Annotated in this window: 14 protein-coding genes; 10 read left to right on the top strand and 4 right to left on the bottom strand. The window is 59.8% G+C overall.

Annotated elements, in window-relative coordinates:
• Window positions 1–7: 7 nt before the first annotated feature.
• The 6 genes from JNN07_08120 (at window position 8) to JNN07_08095 (ending at window position 12,004) form a co-directional block, all read left to right on the top strand.
• Window positions 8–793: an MBL fold metallo-hydrolase gene (locus JNN07_08120; GenBank protein ID MBL9167692.1), complete on the top strand. Its 786-nt coding sequence runs from the start codon at window positions 8–10 to the stop codon at window positions 791–793.
• A 67-nt stretch (window positions 794–860) separates the two neighbouring features.
• On the top strand, window positions 861–2,555 hold the full coding sequence (locus JNN07_08115; protein MBL9167691.1) for a TIGR03790 family protein: 1,695 nt from the start codon (window positions 861–863) through the stop codon (window positions 2,553–2,555).
• 9 nt (window positions 2,556–2,564) lie between these two features.
• Window positions 2,565–3,584, top strand: a complete 1,020-nt coding sequence (locus tag JNN07_08110; protein MBL9167690.1) for a hypothetical protein — start codon at window positions 2,565–2,567, stop codon at window positions 3,582–3,584.
• Between the two features lie 66 nt (window positions 3,585–3,650).
• Entirely contained in the window at window positions 3,651–5,246 is a 1,596-nt protein-coding gene (locus JNN07_08105; protein MBL9167689.1) for an FAD-dependent oxidoreductase, read from the top strand.
• Window positions 5,247–5,592: 346 nt separating this feature from the next.
• Entirely contained in the window at window positions 5,593–10,971 is a 5,379-nt protein-coding gene (locus JNN07_08100) for an esterase-like activity of phytase family protein (protein ID MBL9167688.1), read from the top strand.
• Window positions 10,972–11,134: 163 nt separating this feature from the next.
• A complete protein-coding gene (locus JNN07_08095) occupies window positions 11,135–12,004 on the top strand; it encodes a DUF1080 domain-containing protein (GenBank protein MBL9167687.1) in 870 nt (289 codons plus the stop codon).
• Between the two features lie 43 nt (window positions 12,005–12,047).
• On the opposite strand, the gene JNN07_08090 is transcribed toward JNN07_08095, so the two are convergent.
• The 3 genes from JNN07_08090 to JNN07_08080 all read right to left on the bottom strand — a co-directional run bounded on the left by JNN07_08090 (window position 12,048) and on the right by JNN07_08080 (window position 14,129).
• Window positions 12,048–12,209, bottom strand: a complete 162-nt coding sequence (locus JNN07_08090) for a hypothetical protein (GenBank protein ID MBL9167686.1) — start codon at window positions 12,207–12,209, stop codon at window positions 12,048–12,050.
• 61 nt (window positions 12,210–12,270) lie between these two features.
• Complete coding sequence (locus JNN07_08085) at window positions 12,271–13,173, bottom strand: sugar phosphate isomerase/epimerase (protein ID MBL9167685.1); 903 nt, start codon at window positions 13,171–13,173, stop codon at window positions 12,271–12,273.
• An 80-nt stretch (window positions 13,174–13,253) separates the two neighbouring features.
• The gene (locus tag JNN07_08080; protein ID MBL9167684.1) at window positions 13,254–14,129 is read right to left on the bottom strand and encodes a ThuA domain-containing protein; all 876 of its coding nucleotides are present in this window, start codon (window positions 14,127–14,129) and stop codon (window positions 13,254–13,256) included.
• Window positions 14,130–14,226: 97 nt separating this feature from the next.
• On the opposite strand from JNN07_08080, the gene JNN07_08075 reads away from it, so the two are divergent.
• The 4 genes from JNN07_08075 (at window position 14,227) to ppk1 (ending at window position 21,658) form a co-directional block, all read left to right on the top strand.
• The gene (locus tag JNN07_08075; GenBank protein ID MBL9167683.1) at window positions 14,227–16,437 is read left to right on the top strand and encodes a DUF1553 domain-containing protein; all 2,211 of its coding nucleotides are present in this window, start codon (window positions 14,227–14,229) and stop codon (window positions 16,435–16,437) included.
• Window positions 16,438–16,446: 9 nt separating this feature from the next.
• Complete coding sequence (locus JNN07_08070; GenBank protein ID MBL9167682.1) at window positions 16,447–17,889, top strand: DUF1501 domain-containing protein; 1,443 nt, start codon at window positions 16,447–16,449, stop codon at window positions 17,887–17,889.
• A gap of 428 nt (window positions 17,890–18,317) precedes the next feature.
• Window positions 18,318–19,400 carry a 3-dehydroquinate synthase gene (locus tag JNN07_08065; GenBank protein MBL9167681.1) on the top strand — a complete coding sequence of 361 codons (1,083 nt, stop codon included), beginning with the start codon at window positions 18,318–18,320 and terminating at the stop codon, window positions 19,398–19,400.
• 83 nt (window positions 19,401–19,483) lie between these two features.
• Complete coding sequence (ppk1, locus tag JNN07_08060) at window positions 19,484–21,658, top strand: polyphosphate kinase 1 (protein ID MBL9167680.1); 2,175 nt, start codon at window positions 19,484–19,486, stop codon at window positions 21,656–21,658.
• Between the two features lie 169 nt (window positions 21,659–21,827).
• Here the strand turns inward: ppk1 and JNN07_08055 are convergent, their stop codons facing one another.
• Window positions 21,828–23,195 (bottom strand): neutral/alkaline non-lysosomal ceramidase N-terminal domain-containing protein, encoded by a 1,368-nt coding sequence (locus JNN07_08055; GenBank protein MBL9167679.1) that lies wholly within the window; start codon window positions 23,193–23,195, stop codon window positions 21,828–21,830.
• Window positions 23,196–23,204: the final 9 nt, after the last annotated feature.

The raw sequence follows: 23,204 nt of genomic DNA, 5'->3' as shown, positions 1-23,204 counted from the left end.
TTCGTCTATGGCGTTCAACTTGGTTTTCCTGGGATCCGGCACCTCGCAGGGGGTGCCCATTATCGGCAAGGAGTATCCGCCAGAGTTCTTGGCCAACCCCAAGAATCATCGCACTCGTCCCTCCATCTATGTTGAAACCGACCACGTCAAGCTGGTGGTGGATACCACTCCTGAGTTTCGAATCCAGTGTCTTCGGGAGGGGATTCGCCAGATTGATGCGGTGCTGGTGACGCATGCGCATGCGGATCATATCATGGGCATGGATGATTGTCGTCGCTTCTGCGCCATCAACGGCGATCAGCCGCTGCCCATTTATGCCAACGCCGCCACCCATCAGGTGCTGAAGCAGGTCTTTTTTTATGCCTTTCACGACGGCCCATGGCCGGGAGGATATTTTATCCCCAAGCCGATGGTGTTTGACGGTCCGTTCGAGGTGGGAGATCTCCGGGTGACCCCATTTGACCTGCCTCATGGGCGTTTCACCAGCACCGGGTTCCTTTTCGAGCAGGGGGGAATCAAGCGACTGGCCTACCTGAGCGATTGCAAAGAGGTCCCGTTGCCGGTGGTGGCAGCCATTGAAGGGGTTGAGGTGGCGGTCCTGGATGCGTTACGGTTTCAGCCCCATCCGACCCATATGTGTCTGGACGAGGCGTTGACCGCAGCCCGGCGGATCCGGGCGGGGCAAACCTACTTTACCCACCTGACCCACGATTACGATCACGATATCGCGCAGCAGGAGTTGCCCTCGGCCGTGGAGTTTGCCTATGATGGGCTCCGTGTCGAGTTGGGATAGCGGTTACCCCAGGACGGGGATCGGCTAACCGGCCTCCTCTCGGCCGACCATTAGCAACATGATCTCCATGATCTCCACAAAACCACCGGTGGCGTCTCGCTTCGTTCAAACTTTTCTGGGAGCTGCCGCTGCCTGCCTTGGGCTTTGCCTCCTGCTGGCTGCGCCAGTCGCCCAGGCCCGCGAGTCGGGCGAATCGGTTGTGGTGGTTTACAACCGCAACCTCAAGGAATCCAAAGAGGTCGCGGATTATTACGCGGAGCGACGTTCGGTTCCGGCGGACCAGGTCGTGGGATTGGATTTGCCCACGACCGAGACGATGACGCGGGACGAGTATCTCCAGCGCCTCCAGCGTCCGCTCTCCAAGGCGCTGCTTGATGCGAAGGTGTGGGATGATCTGCAGACCTTGAGCAATGGCCTGCAACAGCTGGGTAAATCCAAAATTCGCTATGCAGCACTCTGCTATGGCGTCCCGGTGAAAGTGCTGAACGACCCCAGCCTCAAGGAGGCCGGGGCTGAAAAAATTCCCGAGAACCTGCGTCGATCGGACTGTGCGGTCGACAGCCAGATGACATTGTTAGCCTGGGGTGACAAGGCTCCCTGGATCGGTGTGATTCCCAATCCCTTCTACGGGGTGACCAACGCGCTTTACATGCATCCCACCAACGGGATTCTCATGGTGTCGCGGCTGGATGGTCCTACCCCGGCCATCGCCAAGGGCTTGGTTGACAAAGCAATTCAGGCCGAGACCAATGGTCTCTGGGGGCGAGCTTACTTTGACGCTCGAGGGCTGACTAACGGTCCGTACGTGCACGGTGATGACTGGATCAAGACGGTGGCACAGGTCATGAAGCAGTTGGGTTTCGAAACGGTTCTCGACGAAACGCCGATCACGTTCACGAGCGGCTACCCGATGAGCCATGTGGCGTTTTATGCCGGGTGGTACGACGAGGCGGTCTCGGGTCCATTCACTCGCCCAGAGGTGGAGTTCATGCCCGGCGCCTTCGCGTATCATCTTCATTCCTTTAGCGCCCAGGTCGTTCGATCCGCCACCCAGCGCTGGGTCGGTCCGCTGCTGGCCAAGGGGGTTACCGCCACCATGGGTTGTGTGGAGGAGCCGTATTTGGGTGCCACCCCAGACTTGCCCGCCTTCTTCGGAAGATTTGTCTTCTTTGGCAACACGTTCGGAGAGGCGGCCTCCGCCTCGCAGAATTCGTTATCCTGGCAGATCACCTCGATTGGCGATCCTCTGTATCGACCTTTCTGGCAGCCCACGGATCAGTTGGAGAAACAGCTCCGCGCGCGCGGGAGCGATCTGGTTGCCTGGTCCAATCTGATGGAGGCGAATCAGAACTTGGCCGCCAACGCGGATCGGCAGCTGGTGATCAAGTTTTTGCAGAAGTCAGATTTTCGTCACAATCCCATTCTTCAGGAAAAGGTGGCAAACCTGTTCCTGGAGCAGAAACGGTTCAACCTCGCGGCCGAGACCTTCGAGGAAGTGCTCAAGACAGCGACTTCCCCCGGTCAGCGGGTTCGCGTGCTCTACGCCTTGGGCGACGTGCGTTCGACCTATGGTCCCGATCTCAAGGCTTACGAAGCGTATCTGCGCATCCTAAAAGAGAATCCGGATTATCCGGAGAAGGTAGTGGTTTATCAGAAGCTGGCTCCTCTGGCCCGTCGCTTGGGTAAACGCGAGGATGAGCAAGGATACAACCAAGACATCGGCAAGCTTCCCGCGAAGTTCAGCTCGGGCGCTTCGAAGTGAGGCCGCCACATGAGTGCCTCCGCCTCGTCGCTTCAGCGTTCGGATCGGGGTGGAGGCCCTCCTGGACGGCGCGGCTTGCGAAACGCGGTCAATCCGCACGAGCCTTACGCTTTCCTTTCGGAGTGTGAGCCGAGCGAGTCCGGCGCTCCGGCGCAAATCTGGACTGTGTTCCTCACCAACCGCGAATGTCCCTGGCGGTGCGTGATGTGCGATCTCTGGAAGAATACCCTGGAGCACTCCCTGGAGCCCGGTCTCATCCCTCTTCAGCTAGACCATGCCCTCGAGCGCCTCGGGTCGGCCCCTTCTGACCGACCTCGGGTTCTCAAGCTCTACAACAGTGGGAGCTTCTTTGACCCCCGTGCAATTCCGCCGGAGGACTACCCTGACCTAATTCGCCGTGCGCGCCAGTTCGAGCGTTTGATCGTGGAGTGTCACCCGGCCCTGGTGGGGGAGCGGCTGCTTCCCTTTTTGGAGTTGTTGCGGGTTCAGCAACCCCTCGGGGCAGGAGCGCCCGGTACCACCGTTCTGGAGGTGGCAATGGGCCTTGAGACCGCGCATCCCGAGGCGCTGGAAAGACTCAACAAGGGTATGACGGTTTTGGATTTTCAGGAGGCTTGCCGATTCCTGCGCCGGCACGGCGTGGCTATCCGGGTATTCCTTTTGTTGCATCCACCCTTCATTCCCAAGACGGAACAGGCGGCGTGGCTGGCGCGATCGGTTCAGGTGGCAGCGGAAGCTGGAGCCTCGGTGATCTCCTTGATCCCGCTCCGGGTCGACCGAGGAGCCCTGGAACCATTGGCCCGGGAGGGACTGGCGGCTGAGCCCGCGCTGGAGTCGATCGAAGTAGCGTTTGCAGCTTCCTTGGGGCAGGGGAATTGCCGGGTTTTTCTCGATCTCTGGGACCTGGAGCGCTTTTCGTCCTGCGCGGTCTGTTTTCCGACACGGCGAGCTCGGCTCCACGCCATGAACCTGGAGCAACGGGTGCTGCCTCGGCCGCTCTGCGCATCGTGTGGACTCAACCCGGATTGACGACGCCTTGTTGTTGAAAGCCTCCATTCCTGGTCCGTCGCTGAGCTGGTTCGGGAGGCCAGGCTGATGCCAACTCTGGATCTTCATCTGGAGGCGGATGTGGTCGTGCTGGGATCCGGCTTCGCTGGGAGCCTGGTCTCCTGCGCCTTGCGACGTCAGGGCCTTCGGGTGGCGATGATTGAGCGACAGCAGCATCCCCGCTTCGCCATTGGTGAGTCGTCGACACCTTTGACCAATCTGCTCTTGGAGGAATTTGCCCGGCGATACGATCTTCCGGAGTTGCTGCCTCTAGCCAAATGGGGTTCGTGGCAGCGGGACTGTTCGGAGGTTGCGTGCGGATTAAAGCGGGGATTCAGTTTCTATCAGCATGCCTGGGACCGGCCGTTTTCGGACACCTCTGACCATAGCCATCAGCTGCTGGTGGCGGCCAGCCCGCATGACGGAATCGCCGACACACATTGGTATCGGCCGGATTTCGACCTGCACCTTCTGCGGGCTGCGATCAGTCGAGGCGTCACATATAGGGATCGGACGGAGGTTCACCGGTTCATGCCTCCGCAGGACGGGATTGTTCGGCTGGAGGGCACACGAGACGGAGTCCCGTTGCGTGTGAACTGCCGGTTGGTCGTGGATGCCACCGGTTCTCGCGGCTGCCTGTCACGACTACTCGACTGTGGGGAAGCACGCTTTGAGGGCTATGCGCCCACCGAAACCGTGTTCGCCCATTTCCGCGGGGTGGGCAAGGTCGCCGAGCTGTCCGAATTTCAATCGGCCGAAACACCTCCGTATCCTCCGGACGATGCGGCCCTGCACCATGTGTTCGAGGGAGGCTGGATTTGGGTGCTGCCCTTCAACAATGGCATCACCAGCGCGGGGGCGGCTTTGCTGCCTGCCTGGGCAGACCGGGTCCGAGACGTCGCGGGTAAGCCCTGCTGGGATCGCTTGTTGGAGCACTTGCCCAGCGTTCGACGACAATTCGCCTCGGCGGAACCCGTCACACCCATGATGACCCAGAGTCCGATGCCGTATCTTTCCGCGCGGTGCCAGGGGCCCGGATGGGTGATGCTGCCCTCGGCGATGGGATTTGTGGATCCCTTGCTGTCCACCGGCTTCCCTTTGGTGCTGTTCGGCCTGAACCGACTGGTGGAGGCGGCCGCGGAACATTGGGGACGGGAAAGTTTGGAGCCTGCGTTGGCCAATGCCACACAGCGCAGCGTGGATGAGCTGCATCGTGTGTCTCGACTGGTCCGAGCGTTATATGGGGCCATGGGAGATTTCCCTCGGTTCGCCACCCTGACCCGATTGTATTTTGCCGCGGTGAGCTATGCGGAATCCGCTCGGCGGCTGGGACACCTTGATCTGGCGGGCGACTCATTTCTGTTGGGGAGCAATCCTGTCTTCGTCGCGGGAATGGACGAGTGTTTGCGGCTGTCGTCAACGCTTTCGGTCGAGGAGTTGGCGCGAAGGATTGATCAAGTGATCGCTCCGATTGACGTGGCAGGTCTGAGTCGGCGCGATCGCCGCAACTGGCTCCCCGTCGACACAGCGGATCTTTTCGCTGCAGCGGCCAAGCTGCGTTCCACGCCTGAGTTGTTGGAAGCGTCCCTGAGGCGTTCGGGTTTCTATCCAGAGGCGGATCCCCCTTTCGCCTCCCCTTCGTAATCGTAATCGTAATCGCCTCCTTCGCCTCTTTGTAGCGTGGGCCGTCTCGGCCCATGGGATGTGAGAGGAGGGAAAGGATGAGATGACATGCCCGCTGCGCTCGGGGCTGGGGAATCGTCCGACACGGACGACGCTACCATGTAGCGTGGGCCGTCTCGGCCCATGAGGTGGGAGAGGAGGGAAGGCTAGATCCAAAACTTTTTTGAAAGATTCTCCGGGCCGCCCCGAGTTAATCCTTGGATCTCTCATGGTCGTGTCTTCGGGAAAACCATATTCCCGAGCCTCGAACACATGGAAGTGCTGCAACAAGGGGGGAGATATCACCCTGACAACCAAACAACCTATTATGAAAAAAACTCTGTTAACTCGCGGGGTGGCCTGCCTTGGGCTAGGGGTAGCCGCCCTGGGCTTGCCTGTGACCACGACGTCGGTCTTGGGGGCTGACCCGGTCAATCACGGATTGGTCGCAGTGGGGCGTTTCCCAGCCGATCAATTTGATCAGCTGGGCGATAAAGTGGATACTTTGGGGGGATTCTTTAGCGGGATGGTACTGGATTCGGCCTCGGTCCGATACGAAGGATCATTGGTGACCGGTACGGTTCATGGCTTGACGGATCGAGGCTGGGCGGTGGGTGGGGGGGCGTTTACCTATGACTACCATCCTCGAGTTCAGACTTTTTCCTTCACGCTCAACCCTTACACCGGTCCTGGCCCTGTGGCGCAGGATCGAATCACGCTGGTCAACACCGCCTCCTTGGTTTTCTCGGCCAATGGGAGTCCGCTCACCGGTTATGATTCCTTGCAGCTTCCCGCACCGGCCATACCCACGTCCCCCGGCGACAGTCCCGGGCGTGGTCAGCCTTCCCTCGACTCGGAAGGCTTGGCGAAGGATCCTCAGGGCGGCTGGTTTGTGGCTGATGAGTATGGCCCGGTCATCCACCGGTTCAACGCCGCTGGCGAGCTGATCGGCACCTTCTTGCCGCCGGAAGCTTATTTGCCGAAACGTGGAAACTACCCCGCGACCCTCAATTGGACGGGTGCGAGTTCCGGGACCACTGGACGCCGTAATAATCGCGGCTTCGAGGGGCTCACCTTGACTCCCGATGGGAAGCGATTGGTGACCGTACTTCAGAGTCCCCTGGTTCAGGATGGAGGGAGAGCCAACAACAGCCAAAATTCTCGGGTGCTGCTGTTTGATATTGAGGTGGGATCGCCTACCTACGGCAAGCCCGTCGCCGAGTATGTCTATCCGCTGACGCTTCAAGGAAACGCTCAAGGCAATCGGCAGACCATTCTCAGTGAGGTTTTGGCGATCAACCACCAGACCTTTCTGGCCTCGGAACGTGATAGTTTGGGCTATGGATCTGGTGATACCAATGCCTGCACCTATAAGCGCATTGTGCTGTTCAGCACAGCCGATGCCTCCAACATCATCAACAGCGGCTATGATCTGGAACGTGGCGCACCTGGGATGAAGGCCCTTCCGACCAACAGTCTGCCTTCTAGTCTCAAGCCGGTGTCCAAGGTCGATTTGGTGGATCTGCTCAACCCGCAGGATCTGGCTCGATTTGGGCTCAACAATACCGCGTCCGACGCCAATTCGATGCCCGAAAAATGGGAGGGGCTTGGGCTCGTGCCTAAGAATGATCCAGCCGCGCCCGATGACTACTATCTGTTGATCGGGACGGACAACGATATCACCGCGTCATTGGTTTATCACAATGGTATCGTGGTGGCGACCAACGACTTTAATGTTGATACCTTCCTCTTTGCCTACCATGTGACTTTGCCTGGGGTCGGGGCCGCGGCCCCTCTCAACGGAGTGCCTACGCTGGCATTCACCGGTCCGAGCCAGCCGACTCTCTCAGCCCCGGCTCGCGTTGATTTGGAAGTCGAGGCCTACGATCAGGATGGACTAGTCCGGACTGTGGAATTTTATGAGGGTGCCACCAAGCTCGGCGAGGACACGACCTTCCCCTTCTCCCTGCGTCTGGAAGGCGTTCTTGCTGGAAATCATGCCTATCGCGCCGTGTGTCGCGACAACCTGGGTGCCAGCGGAGAGGCGGTCATCACGGTGAACGTCACCGCTGAGAACCTGCCTCCGCTCGTGCGCCTGATCGCCCCGGCCGATGCCTCCTACGCGGCGGCGGGCTCTACGGTTTCGCTCTCCGTCGACGCCTCTGATGCGGATGGGTATATCACTCGGGTCGAGTATCGAGTCGACGGGACCCTCGTGGGTTCTTCCGAGAAGGCTCCATACAGCCTGAGCTGGAGCAATGCGCCAGCTGGAGCCCATACCATCGGCGCGGTAGCCGTGGACAATCAGGGGGTGAGTCAGCTGAGCTCGTCGGTGCTGCTGAACGTTTTGCCGGGAAAAGTGACCTCGCCCTTGGCAACTGTGGCCGGGTCAAAGTTTCCAGAGTGGTCGGTCAAGTGGTGGCAATGGGCGCTGCGACAAGACTTCGATGCTCATCATCCGCTGAAGGATGAAGAAGGCGATGATGCGTCGCGTGGCCAAAGCGGCTCCGTCTGGTTCCTGGGCGGCGTGGTGAACGATTCGGGCAAGGTGACCCGCAAGGTTGTGGTGCCCGCGGGAAAGTATCTCTATTTTCCGCTGGTTAACGGCGAATGTTCGAATGTGGAAAATCCTCCGTTCGCGGGTGGGGAACTGGAGGAAACACTTCGCGCCTGCGCAGTGAAGTTTCCGAAAATCGACGTGTTTTGCACGATCGACGGCGTCGCGGTTCCGGGATTGGGTGGAAACCGGATCGTTTCTCCGCTGTTCTCCTTTGAGGCACCGGCGGTTAACTTCCTGGGCGTTCCTGGTCCTACGAACGGTGTGGCTGTCGACGAAGGCTACTATGCCATGCTCGAGCCGTTGACTCCGGGACAGCACACCCTGCAGTTTGGTGGCACCTTCGTTTACAACGACCCGGATCCCACCAAGTCATTCACCTTCCGGCAGGACATCACCTACGAGATCTCGGTTCTGCCTCCCTCGGTGGTGCCGCAGTCCCAGCCCATCGCCGGCAAGAGCTATGGGGAATGGGGTGCCGAGTGGTATAAGTGGGATCTGGGGAACCCGACCAATCGCGCTTCCAGCATCGATGCGACGGGAGCAAACATGCCTTATGGCCAACAGGGACCGGTCTGGTTCCTCGCCGGGTCAACCGTCGGCGGTGTGATCGAGCGCAACGTGGTCGTCCCAGCTGGGAAGCATGTCTTTTTCCCGGTCATCAACATCATCAACGATTACCCCTGTCCTGATGCTGGGTTCCAACCTGGACCCGGGCAAACACTGGAAGAGTTTCTCGCGGAGTTCGCCAAGGCGGTGATCGACACGACAAGGGACTTTTATCTGGAGATTGACGGGGTCGTGACCACGAACTCGGCTCCGTTCCGAGCGCGCAGTGCGCTCTTTGAATTCGTTGCCGACGCCACCTGGGCGGGCATTGATCCGTGCGCTGCCAATCGCCCGAATTCCAAGGGCGTGGCTGATGGTTATTGGGTGATGCTGGAGCCGTTGTCACCAGGGCTTCATACCATCCGCTTCAAAGCCAAGGATTTTATCCCGGGCAAGGATGCGGCTGGAAATGACGTTGAGTATCCATTCGGTGATCAGGACATCACTTACCACATCACGGTGCCGCCGACCGGAGTGTTGCCGCCTTATGTCGAGGTCGCGGGCAAGAGCCAGGCCGAGTGGAGCGGGGCATGGTGGCAGTGGGCGCTGAGCCAGGGGACTAACACCAGTCCGTTGCTCGATCGAAACGGGGCCAATGCCAATGTGCGCCAGCATGGGGATGTGTTTTTCCTCGCTGGATTGCTTGGTTACACGCTGGAGCCGTACACGGCGAGCCGGACGTTTACAGTGCCGGCGGGAAAGCATCTCTTCTTCCCGGTGCTGAATGGGGCGGCGGACAACATCGACGTGGTTCCGCCGGTCAGCGAACAGCAGCTGCGGGAGTGGGCCGCGTCGGGGTTTGACAGTTATCGGGACGTCTTTGCGACCATCGACGGAAATCCCGTGACCCTGCTGACGACCTATCGTCAGCGATCTCCCCTCAGCGCGCTGGTGCTGCCAACCGACAATGTGTTTCAACCCTTGAGCCCGGGATATCGCGACGGCGTCGTCATTGAAGATCAGGTCTCGGATGGCATCTGGGTGATGCTGAGTCCGCTCGCGCCGGGTGATCACACGATCACCTTCGGAGGCAAAAACACGTTTGGCTGGTCGCTGGCCGTCACGAACCGAATTCGGGTGGTGGGGCCGACCGTGGTCCCGGCGACCGAAACTTACCTGGGCAAGACCTATGGGGAATGGGGTGCTGCCTGGTGGCAATGGGCATGGTCTCTTCCTTTCGCCCAGAATCCGATCATGGACACCAATGGGACATCCGGGCATTTTAACCAGAGCGGGGATGTCTGGTTCCTGGCCGGAACTTCCGGCGCGACCGTGACGCGGGAATTGGTGATCCCCTACGGCAAGAGCCTGTTCTTCCCGACCATCAATATCGCGAACGACTATCCTTGCCCGGATCCGAACTTCAAACCGGCCGAAGGCCAGAGTTTGGAGGATTTCCTCCTGCAGGGTGCTAAGGACTTCATGGCCGGAACCACCAACCTCTTCGCGGAGGTGGACGGTGTGGCATTGACGAATCTCTTCGCCTATCGAGGAACCTCGTCCATGTTCAACTTCACTGCCGATATCAGCCTTCGGGACACTTGGGATCCTTGTGTGACGGGGACTGAACAGCAGGGCGTGTCCGACGGCTATTGGGTGATGCTCAAGCCGCTCAGTGCTGGGAATCACATCATTCGTCTAGGTGGGGGTCATGCCACCTTTGGTGTGGACGTGACCTATCATTTGACGGTGCTTCCGCCCGGTGTCCTGCCGCCTTATGCGAGTGTAGCCGGCGTGACCCAGTCGGACTACAGCTCGAAGTGGTGGATTTGGGCCAGCGAGCAGACCTCGGCGACAAATCCCCTAATGGACACAACCGGAGCTCAGGCCAATAACCTGCAGAAGGGCTCGGTGTTCTTCTTGGGGGGGACTTTTGGATCAACGGATGATCCCACGGTTCCGGCGGCTACCCGTCATTACCGAGTGCCGGGTGGTAAGCATCTGTTCTTCCCGATGTTGAACGTTGAGAACGACAATATCACCTACGATCCGGATGTCTCAGTCCTCCAGCTGCGAGCTGATGCCCAGAGCTTTATGGATAACCCCCTGAAACTTCTGGGTACGATGGATGGCATTCCGATTCCAAATCCGACGTCCTTGCGTGTCACGTCGCCAGAGTTCGCCTTCACGCTTCCCGTGGACAACATCTACAAGGTGATTGATCCGCGCTACGTCGATGGAATGCCGAGCGGCCCCGCCATTTCGGATGGGTATTGGCTGATGTTAGAACCTCTCACAGCGGGCAGTCATGTCATTGAATATGGCGGCCAGGTGCAAAGCGGGTTTGCCACTGCCGTCAGAGCTATCGTGGATGTGGTTCCCGAAGGCATCCCCTTTCTCAGTCGAGTCAGGTTGGAGCAGGGGAATGTGCAGCTTCAGTTTTGGGCGGCGACGTCAGGGAGCCATCAAGTGGAGAGCGCCTCGGAGGTCAGCGGTCCATGGACAGCCGTCGGGGCTGTCGTGGCTGGTGATGGAGAACAGCACGAGGTGACCATCCCTGCGACAGCAGGGAATCGATTCTTCCGCGTGCAACGGGAATGAGGCCGTTGGACGTAGGAGAGTAGGGGACACAGACACGCCCGCGCCGGGGAATGGAAGCTCCGGCGCGGGCTTTTTATTTCAATCGCTGATCCCATTTTCTCACACCAAGCCACAAAGTCACCAAGCTCCGGTCCGATCGGAACTCGTTGGACACGCAGAAACGATGAGCTCCGTCCCTCTCCTGGTTGGGTTAAGACTGGACCTGATCGACTGGGCTTGGCATGAAGGGGGAATGCATTCCCGTTTGCCTGGTCTGTGGCTGGTTCTGGTCATCGCGGTTTCTTCGTTCCTCGGCTCCGGCTGCGCGACATCCCCTCAGGCTTCGCCTTCCCCCTCGGTTTCTCAATCCACGAACGGGTCCGTCCAGCCGAAACCAGCGTCGGCTCCCGCGACTGCCCCCACGCCACCCGCGGTTCCGGCGTCGACGGCTGCCGCTCCGCCCAAGGCTTCTTCCAAAGTGCCCTTCGGCGATCGTGAGATCTTCGATGGACGCACACTCACTGGCTGGAAGCTCACCGAATTTGCCGGGGCTGCCGAAGTGCGGGTTGAACCTAATTTTCGAGGAGGCGGTCCCGCGATCATTCTCGAGCAGGGTGTCATGACCGGGATCACTTGGACGAACGATCTGCCGCGCATGAATTACGAGATCACCCTCGAAGCGATGAGAGTGGCGGGGAGCGACTTCTTCTGTGGCTTGACGTTCCCGGTGGGCAAGGATCCCTGCAGTTTGATTGTGGGTGGATGGGGCGGCAGTGTTTTGGGACTGTCTTCCATCGACAGCGAGGATGCCGCGCACAACGAGACTGCTAAGTATTTAAAGTTCGAAGAGGGAAGGTGGTATCGAATCCGGCTTCGCGTTACCGAAGGATTGATTCAAGCCTGGCTGGATGACGAGCAGGTCGTGAATTTGGTAACGACGGACCGCACGATTTCCGTTCGGATTGAAGTGGAAATGTCGATGCCGCTGGGCTTTTCGACGTGGAGCACCACTGGAGCCTTGCGAAAGATTCGGCTTCGGAGCCTGGATAAATAGCCCTCTCGACAGAGGGCGATGGCGGGTGGCCGATGCTGGGTGGTCAATGGGTGCTGCAACCCACGCGCTTAATGATCCAGAGGAGCAAGAGAGAGGTGACGACGAATGGCCAAACCATGCCCTTGACGGTCAGTAAGAAAATACTGCCACCGAGGACCAACCCGATGATTACCCAAGCAAACATTGCACCAAGGAAAACGCTCATGCAGGTGGATGTTAGCTAGCTACCGGACCGGATCAAGCGCGAGTTGAGGAATTTTACCGGCTTAGAGCAGACCTTGATAGCTGAGCCAGAGCGCTCGGTAGTAGCGCATGACCCTGACGGGATCTTTGCTGTCCGGAATCTCCGCCAGACAATAGCCGGAGAAGCCCGTCTCGTTGAGCCGGGTCAGGAGCTGGCGAAAGGGATACTCCTCCAGGAACAAATCACGCATGTGCACGCAGAAGATTTTGTCCTTCACCAGGTTAAAGTTGTGATCGAAGCCTTCGCCAGCTAGGTCCGCCTGGTTCGAATTCCAGGTGATGCCCACGTTTTTGTGGTCCGCGACATCCAGGATTCGGCGGATGTGCGGCAGCAGGGAAGTGCCTTCCCCATGAACCTCCAGGCGGATGGCGACTCCGTAACCGGCTCCAAACTCCCCCAATTCCTGCAGTGAACGGCCAATCTGATCCAAGGTTTTCTCCTTGGGAACGTCTTTGGGAAACCCATTGGGGCGCACCTTCACTCCGGAAGCCCCAACATCGTGGGCGAGCACCAGGTAATCCTTGGTCGCTTGGATATCCTTTTTGAGCCTTTCGGCATCCGCGGTGTGGTAGTCGAAGGCGCTGCCGAGCCCCATCAACTCGACCTTGGAGTCGGCGAAGCGTTTGCGGACCTCCTCACGTTCGGCCTTCGACAGCGCCACCTCGACTTTATGGGCATGCGTGGTGCGCAGTTCAGCTCCTTCGAAGCCCGCGCTTTCGCAATTCTTGATTAACGTCTCCACATCCCAGTCCTTCGCCAAATTGTAGGTGACCGTGCCCAGGCGCATCCGCGATTTGCCCTTCAGAAAGCTGGGGTTCGTGGGCGTGGCTGCGACGGCGGTCGAACCAAACCCGGACGTCAGGAGCGGAAGGGCTGCGGTGGTGCCGGCGGCGAGGGTGAGGAAGCGGCGTCGTTCGAGTTTCATAGGGCCCGAGGGGTTGGGTGGGTGAATCGAGAGCGTTGGGCTAGGGTCTTTCGGGAGAGTTGAACCGGGTCAGTGGAGCATTAAGGGCGTGAGCTGGACTTGTCGGCGGTGGGGAAGTCGGCCGGAGGACGTTGGGTCACTTGGCCGGTGGCTGCCCATTCGGTCCCCCGTTGGAGCGTTGTGATGAAGCCGACGCATTTCTGGGAGGTCAGGTCGGGGCCGTTGTTGTGGCCCAAGGCGGTGTGGAAGATCCGGCCCTGACCAAAGGTGAGCGCCATCAGCAAGGGCTCGTGACGTCCACTTCCGTTGGTGGCCTTGTCTGAAAACGCGGTGGCGAGGACGGTTACATTGTTCGCCGGGCCACGCAGGCGATCGTAGAGTTCGTCCTTGCAGTGCATCCACTCGGCCGGCAATCCGGCCATGATGGGGTGGCTGGGTTCGCGGGTGGTCAGCTTGAACTCATGCTGCTTGCCGTGGCTGCCCCCGTTTCCGGGCGATGGGTCGCGCACGATCTTGCCGTCCCAGTAGAGCCAGGGGCCCGACTTCGCATTGCGTCCATTCCATCCCCCGATCCCAATCATCTCGTTGTATTCCGGCCAATCTGGAAAGGCGTTGTCCGCTGCATGCACCGAGACAAAACCGCCCCCGTTGCGAACGAAGTTCACGAACGCCTGTTGGAACTCCTTGGACCACGACTCGCCGTTGTAATTGGAAACCAGCACTTGGTAGGGGGCTAGATCCGGCTTGAACGCGGCCATGTTTCCCCCGGCTCCGGGCGTGGTGGCGACGTCGACCACGAACAGACCGCTACTCTCGAGGATCTTCTTGATCCACGGCGAACTAGCCTTCCAGTCATGGTTGTTCTGTCCGTCGATGAGCAAGACTCTCAGCGGTGCCGCCCAAGCAGAAAGTGAGGCGAAGCTGCCAAGGGCGAGGGCTAGAAACAGGGTGCGCATGGGGAAGGGAATACTCGAAGGCCATTGTTTTAACAATGAGGAAAAGCACCCCTCTGCCTCGGCTTGACGGTTTGAACTAAATCTCCAGACTGGAACGATGCCAGCCAACCAGCACTCACTGCTCCGACGCGGTCTGGTCGGCTTGAGTTGTTTGTTTCTGGCCTGCAGCAGCGCGCCGGCGGCTGACCCCAAATCCTCCCCGCCCGCGGTGCGCCTCTGGGCTTTCGAGCCGATCGCGAATCCGGTTCCCCCGGCCGTCGCGGGGGCTGTCACTCCTCTCGATGCCTTCGTTCTGCCGCGAGTGCAGGCAGCTGGGCTCGCGCCTTCTCCTCCTGCGGATTCCGCCACCCTGGCCCGACGGGTTTTCCTCGACCTCATCGGGTTGCCTCCGACCCCGGAGCAACTGCGCAGCTTTCTCGCCGACCAGGCTCCGGGTGCTTATGAAAGGCTCGTCGACCGCTTGCTGGCCTCTCCTCATTACGGCGAGCGGTGGGGGCGCTGGTGGTTGGACGCTGCGCGCTATGCGGACAGCAATGGTTACAGTATCGATTCCCCGCGTAGCATCTGGCCCTACCGCGACTGGGTGATTCGGGCGCTGAATGCGGACCTCCCCTTCGACCGGTTCACCCTCTGGCAGATTGCCGGAGACTTGATTCCCGAGCAGGAAATCCCTGCGGGCACACCGCCGGTCGATCTTTTGATCGCGACGGGATTCCATCGCAACACGCAGGTGAATCACGAGGGTGGCATCGATCCTGAGCAATTCCGATTGGAGAGTGTCGTCGATCGGGTCAACACAACCGCTACGGTCTGGATGGGGCTCACGTTGGCTTGCGCGCAGTGTCATGATCACAAGTTCGACCCCTTGAGCCAGCGCGACTACTATCGCTTTCTGGCTTTTTTCAACTCGTGCGAGAACGACGGTCATGGCAGTTCAGGCCTGGAGGCGGAGAACGTGGTGGAGCTGGCATCCTCGGTCGAGCTCGCGGCTCGCGATGCGCTTCGAAGGCGGATCGCGGACCGCGAGAAGGAACTGAGAGCCTGGGCGGCGCGCGAGGTGGCTCCCGAGTTGGGTGCTTGGGAATCGGCTCTGCGCCCGGAGGCAACGGCTAAGCTGAGCAGCCTGACGCGGGACACACTGCGGATCCCACGCGATCAACGTAATCAGGACCAATCGAATTTGGTCTGGGCGGCCTTTCGGGACCAACACCCGGGTTATCGCGCCCGACGCCAGGAGGTGGAGGCGCTCAAATCACAACTGCCGAGCTTGGCGCGCACTTTGGTGATGAAGGAGCTGTCGGCTCCCCGCCGGACCACGATGTTCGTGAAGGGAGATTTTACCCGTCCGAGTGATGAGGTCTCTCCCGGTTTTCCCGAAGCGCTCAAACCAACGGGAGTTAGATCCACCGCCTATGCCTCCGTCCGACCATTGAACCGTCTTGATCTCGCGAGGTGGCTGGTGAGCCCCGAGCATCCACTGACCGCGCGTGTTCTTGTCAATCGGGTGTGGCAGCAGCTTTTTGGGAAGGGCTTGGTAGAGACTGAGAATGACTTCGGAACGCAGGGGGCATCTCCGTCTCACCCGGAGCTTTTGGATTGGCTGGCGAGCGGGCTCATTCGGTCGGGATGGAGCCTAAAGTCGCTCCATCGGCAGATCGTGATCAGCTCGACTTACCGTCAATCGTCCCGACTCACTCCGACTTCGGCGGAACGCGATCCGCTGAATCGTTGGTTGGGACGGCAGAATCGGCTACGCTTGGACGCCGAGATCATCCGCGATGTCCTGCTCCTGGCCAGCGGCCGGTTGGAGACCCGGCTTGGTGGCCCCCCGGTTTTTCCTCCTCAGCCAGCCGGGCTAGGTTCTTTCACCCAGAACGATCGCCCCTGGAAAACCAGCGTGGGGCCTGATCGGTATCGGCGGGCGGTTTACACCCACCTGCAGCGCTCTACCCTGCACCCAGCGCTGGCTGTATTCGATTCGGCGGATGGTTTTCAAACCTGCACCCGTCGGATGCGGAGTAACACTCCCCTCCAAGCCTTAACGATGCTCAATGACCCGGCGTTTCGAGAACTCACGGGGGCTCTGGGCAGGAGGTTGATGCGGGCGTCGTCGCCGAGCAATGATCGGGAACGGCTGGAGTTGGGATTGGAATTGGTTCTGAGCCGGAAGGCGGGTTCTGTTGAACTGGATCGTCTGGAGCGCTTTTTGAGCGTGGAGCGAGCGCTGTCGGATGCGACCGAAGATCGCGTGTGGACCTCAGTGGCGCGGGTCTTGTTGAACTTGGACGAAGCCATCACCCGCGAATAACAACCTGCGATGAACCCGCTAGAGCTTACTCGTCGTCATCTCTTCACCCGCTGCGCGTTTGGGCTGGGTGGACTCGCTTTGGCTTCGATGGCTGGCGGGATGGCTTCGGGCCAATCGGAGCCGGATGTAGGAAGCGGCGATCCGATGCGGGTTCGTCGGCCCCATTTCCCTCCGCGGGCCAAGAATGTGATTTATCTGTTCATGGCGGGCGGTCCTAGTCAGTTGGAGCTGTTTGACTACAAGCCGAGATTGAACGAGCTGAACGGGAAGGCGATTCCGGATTCGTTTTTGGAAGGGAAGCGCTTCGCCTTCATGGACTCTTCATTCAAGAACCGCAGCACGCTGCTCGGATGCAAGCGCACCTTTCGTCAGTGCGGTGCCTCAGGCATGTGGATCAGCGATTTGATGCCCCACCTGGCAACTGTGGCGGATGAGCTGACGTGGGTGCGATCCTGCGCAACGGATCTGTTCAACCATGCTCCGGCGAAGTTGTTCATGAACACGGGGTCGGGACAGTTCGGCCGGCCTAGTTTCGGATCCTGGCTCACCTACGGTCTGGGCAGTGAGTCGCGCGATCTTCCTGGGTTTGTGGTGTTGCAGAGCGGGCCCCGAGGACCGCGCGGCGGGGCGGTGAACTGGACCAGTGGTTTTTTGCCGACGGCCTATCAAGGGGTTCCCTTTCGCAGTTCGGGGGATCCGATTCTGAACTTGAGCGGTCCTGAGGAAGTGACTCGTGGAGGTCTGCGCCGCACCTTGGATGCGCTGCGTGATCTGAACCTCGCTCGTTTGGTAGAAACCGGCGATCCCGAGATCGCGACTCGCATCGCCAGCTACGAGTTGGCTTTTCGTATGCAGGCCAGCGCTCCTGACCTGACCGACCTCAAAGGGGAGAGCGCAGCCACCCTTCGGCTCTACGGCTGTGATCCGGAGAAACCCAGCTTCGCGCGCAACTGCTTGCTCGCTCGCCGAATGGTGGAGCGGGGGGTCCGCTTTGTGCAGCTCTATCATGCCGATTGGGATAGCCATGGCGGTCCGGGGCAGACCATCGAGGATGATCTTCCGAAGGTGACCCACGAGATTGATCAGGGTTGCGCGGCGCTCGTTACCGATTTGAAGTCGCGCGGGCTCCTGGAAGACACCGTGGTGATCTGGGGCGGCGAGTTCGGGCGGACTCCGATGGGAGAATCGCGGGAGAAGACCGGTCGGAACCATCACATTGATGCGTTTACCATGTGGTTTGCCGGAGGCGGGACTCGGCCGGGGGCGGTGGTGGGCCGGACCGATGAATTGGGATTTAATGCGGTGGAGGATCGAGCCCATGTCCATGATCTGCATGCAACGCTGCTTCACCTGTTGGGCATTCATCACGAACGGCTGACCTTTCGGTTCCAGGGGCGGGATTTTCGACTGACCGATGTCCACGGGCAGGTGATCGCGAAGATGATTGTGTAAGGGAGGGTTGGGCTCCGGTTGTGGGGAACGAGGTGTACGGATTGCGGCGGCCCTCTCTCATCTTTAGGTCCAAAAGGAGGACTGAAGAAGTTGTAGGGGATCCTCACTTCTTCGCATGAGTTCCTGAGGCCGAAGCCGAGAACCCACAGGGTTCAAAGAGGGTAGCCGGGGTGTGGAGCGCAGCGACACCCCCGGCTAGATCTCTTTGAACCCTCCGGGTTCGGGCCCTGCCGACAAAGTGAGAAACGCCGGCATTGCCCTGCTTTTCTAGTCCCCATTTTGAAGATAAGGATGAGCGCCCGCTACCGCGTAAGTCCACCCAGCGGAGCTGAGATCACGCTCCCATGCTACCCACTTCAATTCACTCCCCATAGCCCCCGTAATGGAAACGCTGGCTCGCCGCGGGGCTTTGCTCTAGGGTTCTCTGCATGAAGCGCGTTGCAGTCGCCCTTGGTTCCCGTAGTTATTCGATTCAGGTTGGTTCCGGCCTTTTGGCGGGGCTAGGTCGGCACTACGCCTCCCTTAAGTTAGGGGCTCGCTGTGCGGTGATCAGCGATGTCCGCGTGGCGCCCCTGTACGCGGCTCGGGTCATGAAAAGCCTGAAGGAGGCGGGAGTGGAAGCGACGCTGGTCACCATTCCTGCGGGCGAATCGGCCAAGCGGCTTCGCAATGTGGAGCGGTGCTATGACCTGCTGGCCAAGCATCGTTTGGAACGAAAGTCCTGCATCGTCGCTCTGGGTGGGGGAGTTGTCGGGGATTTGGCGGGGTTCGTGGCGGCGACGTATCTTCGCGGCATCCCGTTCATCCAGATCCCGACGACGCTGCTGGCTCAGGTGGATAGTTCCGTCGGCGGGAAGACTGGAGTGAACCTGGCGGCGGGTAAGAATTTGGTGGGCGCGTTCTACCAGCCTCGGTTGGTCCTCTGCGATCTGGACACGTTCAAAACCCTTCCGGAGCGCGAGTTTCGAGCAGGGCTTGCCGAGGTGATCAAGTACGGCATCATTTACGATGCGCGGCTGTTTCGGCTCTTGGAGAAGGAAATGCCACGAATTCTGCGTCGCGACCCAGCGTTGCTCACGCGGATTGTTGCGCGCTCGTGCGAGATCAAAGCGGAGGTGGTGAGTCAGGACGAAACGGAAACCGGGCTCCGGGCGATTTTGAACTTCGGCCATACCATTGGCCATGCGATCGAGGCGATCTCGGGCTATGGCAAGTTTTTGCATGGCGAGGCGATCTCTGTTGGGCAGGTGAAAGCCGCCCAACTGTCCTCGCGACTCACAGGTTTGTCGGGGGGGGAAGTGGCGCGGATCCGCGAATTGTTCCGTCGGGCCGGGCTGCCGACTGCGCTGCCGATGACTCGGGCTTTTCAGGTCCGGCTCCGCGACGCGATGAAGCTGGACAAGAAAGTCAGCCAGGGCGAGGTGAAATTTGTGCTCGCCACCCGGATTGGCGAGGTTCGGTGGGGACAGAAAGTCTCCGCTGCGCTTCTGGACGAAGTGCTTGGTTCGTAACCGGATTGTCACTTTGCTCGGTCGTTAGGCGGCAGTAGACTCACGTTCTTTTGGCGGTTTGGTGGCGAAGAGTGACGCGACGCATGAAATCCTACGGACCCAAGCATTTTATCAATCGGGAGCTGAGCTGGCTGGAGTTTAACCAGCGGGTTCTCGATGAGGCCTTGGAGAAGCGGAATCCCCTCCTGGAGCGGGTTAAGTTTTTCTGCATCACCTGCTCCAATCTCGACGAGTTCTTTGAGGTGCGTGTGGCGGGGGTCAAGCAGCAGATCGAGAGTGATGTTGTGGAGCGTTCCGTCGATGGCCTCACGGCTACCGAGACCTTTCGCGCGGTGCAGCGGCGGGTGCGTCGCATGGTGGAGGATCAGTATCGTTGTTGGCGTGAAGACCTGGTTCCGGCGCTGGAGGCGGAGGGTATCCGTTTTCTGGATCCGTCGCAGCTGGACAGCCAGGACTCTCAATGGCTGGAGCAGTACTACTTCAACCAGGTCCGTCCCGTTCTGACCCCCCTGGCGATCGATCCGGCGCATCCGTTCCCGCAACTGCTCAACAAATCCCTCAACACCATTGTTCAGTTGGAGATGGCCCAGGCGGGGCAGGTGCTGAAGCATATGGCCGTCGTTCAGACCCCGCGCGTGCTTCCCCGGTTGGTGAAGCTGCCTCGCGAGGAAGGGCACTCGCAGGATTATGTCTTTCTGGGAAGGTTGATCGGGCATTTTCTTGCCGACCTATTTCCCGGCACACGTATCTTGGGTTATTGGCAGTTTCGAGTGACGCGGAATAGCGAGCTCTACATTGACGAGGAGGATGTGGACAACCTACTCCACGCGGTGGAGAACGAATTGCACAACCGGCGGCGAGGCGATGCGGTGCGTTTGGAGGTGGAGCAGGATACGCCCCAGGACATGCGCCATGCGTTGTTGGGAACACTTCACCTGACGGAAGAGGATCTCTACGTCATTGACGGCCCGCTGAATCCGACGCGCTTGATGGCGATCTGTGAGGGGGATCATTCGCCGGAGCTGAGGTTTGCCCCCTTTGTGGCTCCCCTCTCTGCGGCGCTTCGTGACGAGTCCGATTTATTTTCGGCTCTGCGGCAGCGCGATGTTCTGCTGCATCATCCCTACGAACATTTCGAGAGTGTGATCGCTTTGCTCGAGCAGGCGGCGGTCGATCCGAGCGTGCTGGCGATTAAGACCACGCTGTACCGAACCGGTGGCGACACCCGCATTGTGGGCGCCTTGATGCGCGCGGTGCAAAATGGCAAGCAGGTCACAGCGGTGGTGGAGTTGCGGGCCCGTTTTGATGAGGCGAACAACATTCAATGGGCACGGCAGCTTGAGGAAGCTGGGGTCCATGTGGTTTATGGGCTGGTGGGATACAAGATCCACGCGAAGATGACGCTCATCGTGCGGAACGACGAGGATGGCATTCGGCGCTACGTGCATGTCGGGACGGGCAACTACAATGCGACTACCGCCCGGTTCTACACCGACCTCGGACTGATGACCAGCCGTGTTGATTACGGGGAAGACGTCACCAATCTATTCAACCTCCTGACGGGTGTTTGTCAGTTTCAGGAAACCCGGAAATTGTTGGTGGCTCCCTTTCAGCTGCATTCGAGGCTGCTGGAGCTGATTCATCGAGAGGCCGATCATGCTCGAAAGGGGTTGGTCTCCGGGATCGTGGCCAAGATGAATTCCCTGGTGGATCGCCAGATTATTGAGGCGTTGTATGAGGCCTCCAGGGCCGGGGTGAAGATCGAGCTGATTGTTCGGGGAATCTGCTGTTTGCGGCCCGGGGTGAAAGGGGTGAGTGAGAACATTCGCGTGCGCAGTCTGGTGGGGCGCTTTCTCGAGCATAGCCGGATCATTGCCTTCGAGAACGCCTGTCAGCCGGAGGTGTACCTGGGCAGTGCCGACTGGATGCCGCGAAATTTCTTTCGTCGTATCGAAGTGGTTTTCCCCGTCGAGGACGGCAATTTAGCGGATCGCGTCCGCAACGAGATCTTGAAGACCATGTTGGAGGACACGGCGCGGACTCATTTTCTCGAATCGGACGGTTCGTATCGGCGGGCGGCTTCGCGTTCACGCAAAGTGAAGACCGAACGCGACTCGCAGCGCGATTTCATGTCGATGTCGTTGGCTGCATCCGCCGGAACGGCGGAAGCCAAGGCGAAGGCCAAGGGACGATCCGGCAAGCGGCGTTACCCGCAAGTGAAGCTCGCCCCCCGACCGGCCGGACTGAAGAAGCGGTGAGTGGGGGAAGGGGGCGGTTGTCAGTTGGCAGTTGGCATGTGTCGGCCGTCGAGGAACTCATCACTCGTCACTCGTCACTCTTGTTCAAATGTAGCGTGGGCCCTCTGGGCCCATCGGCGGCGGAAAGAGCCGCACTCGACGAAGTTTTCGACAACCTACCACCTACCACCTACCTCGGCGTGAGCTTCTTCACCGCTTCGATGATGCGCTCTTCGGCGTCGCCGGCCCAGCGGGTGGGGAGGCCGTAGTAGATCATGGCTCCGCCGCCCTCATAGCCACCCTCATCCCAGACCCGTTTCGAGGGGATGTACGCCATGACATCGTGGCTGTAGGCCGATACCCAGGTGCCGGGTCCCAGTTCTCGTTTCAAACGCAGTGAATAATCCACCACCACTTCGCCGCCGAGGGCGATCCACGTGAGTTGGCCGCCCAGTCGCCAGACGGAGAGGGGATACGGGTAGCTCTTGGGAAGCGCTGCGCGGCTGTCCAGTTCTCGGAGCATCTTCTTGGCGTAGGCCACCACGTATTTGTCAGCCGATTTGGCCTTCTCCTCCAGCGATTCTCTGGAGGGGAGGGTGTCGTACGGGAGTTCGATTTCGGAGGCGCCTAACTCCAGTTGAGGCGGCAGACGCGTCAGCACCCCTTCAGTGGTGCGAAGCACCGCTTCGGCCAGCCGACGTCCGTAGGCTTCGGCCAACTCCGGGGTGCGTCGCGGCAGGGGATTGATGTCGGCTCCGCAGCCGGCTAAGAACATCGCCTGAACTCCCGGGTGACGGCGCTCCAGCTCGGCTTGAGCGAATCCGGGATAGTCTCCGGAGAAGAGATAATCATCCAGGACGGTGGCATGGCAGGCGTAGCCGAAGATCAGCGCGGTGAGTTGATCTTGGGCATCGGTGATCCGGAGGATTGGCACATCATAGTCGACCGGCCCTCTCAATTTACCCGCAGCCCGATGAGCTCGCACCAAGGGCTCGGGATTGTTTCGCCGGTTCACGCCGAAATTTTCCCAGCCGACGCCCCAGGATAGGTGTGCGTTGGTCAGATTTCGAACGGCCTCCTCGCCGGCCTGGATCAAATGTTCCTGCAGGCGGTGGGTGTAACGTTTGATCTTGGCACCCTCCTCGGCGGAGAAAAAGTACATCGTGTCCAGGTTGCGGCCTACCACCGGCCCGGTGTGGGTGTGGGAGCTGCAGATGGCGATCCGATCTGCCTGAATTCCAGCTTTGGCTTGGAGTTCTTGCCGAACCTGTTGGGCGGTTTCCCGGTCCAGCCCGACCACGTCCAAACTGATGATCATTGCGCGCTGCCCGTCGGCCGATTCCAGGGCGAGCACTTTACCCCAGAGCGGCAGCCGGGTTCCTTCCGACGTGTGGTCACGCGATCCATAGCCACTGAGCCAGAGCGGCTCGGTGGGGGTGATGTTTCGTCGGGCCAAACCTGCCTTCCAGACCGGCTCGGCGGAGCATCTCGCCGGGGGGCATCCGAGCTCGATCAGGGCGAGGATCAACGGGATCCAGAGGCTGCGGAAGTGTTTCATGGGAGGGGA

The organism is Verrucomicrobiales bacterium (genome assembly GCA_016793885.1).
Classification (GTDB): domain Bacteria; phylum Verrucomicrobiota; class Verrucomicrobiia; order Limisphaerales; family UBA11320; genus UBA11320.
This window is presented reverse-complemented; position numbering and strand designations above follow the sequence as displayed.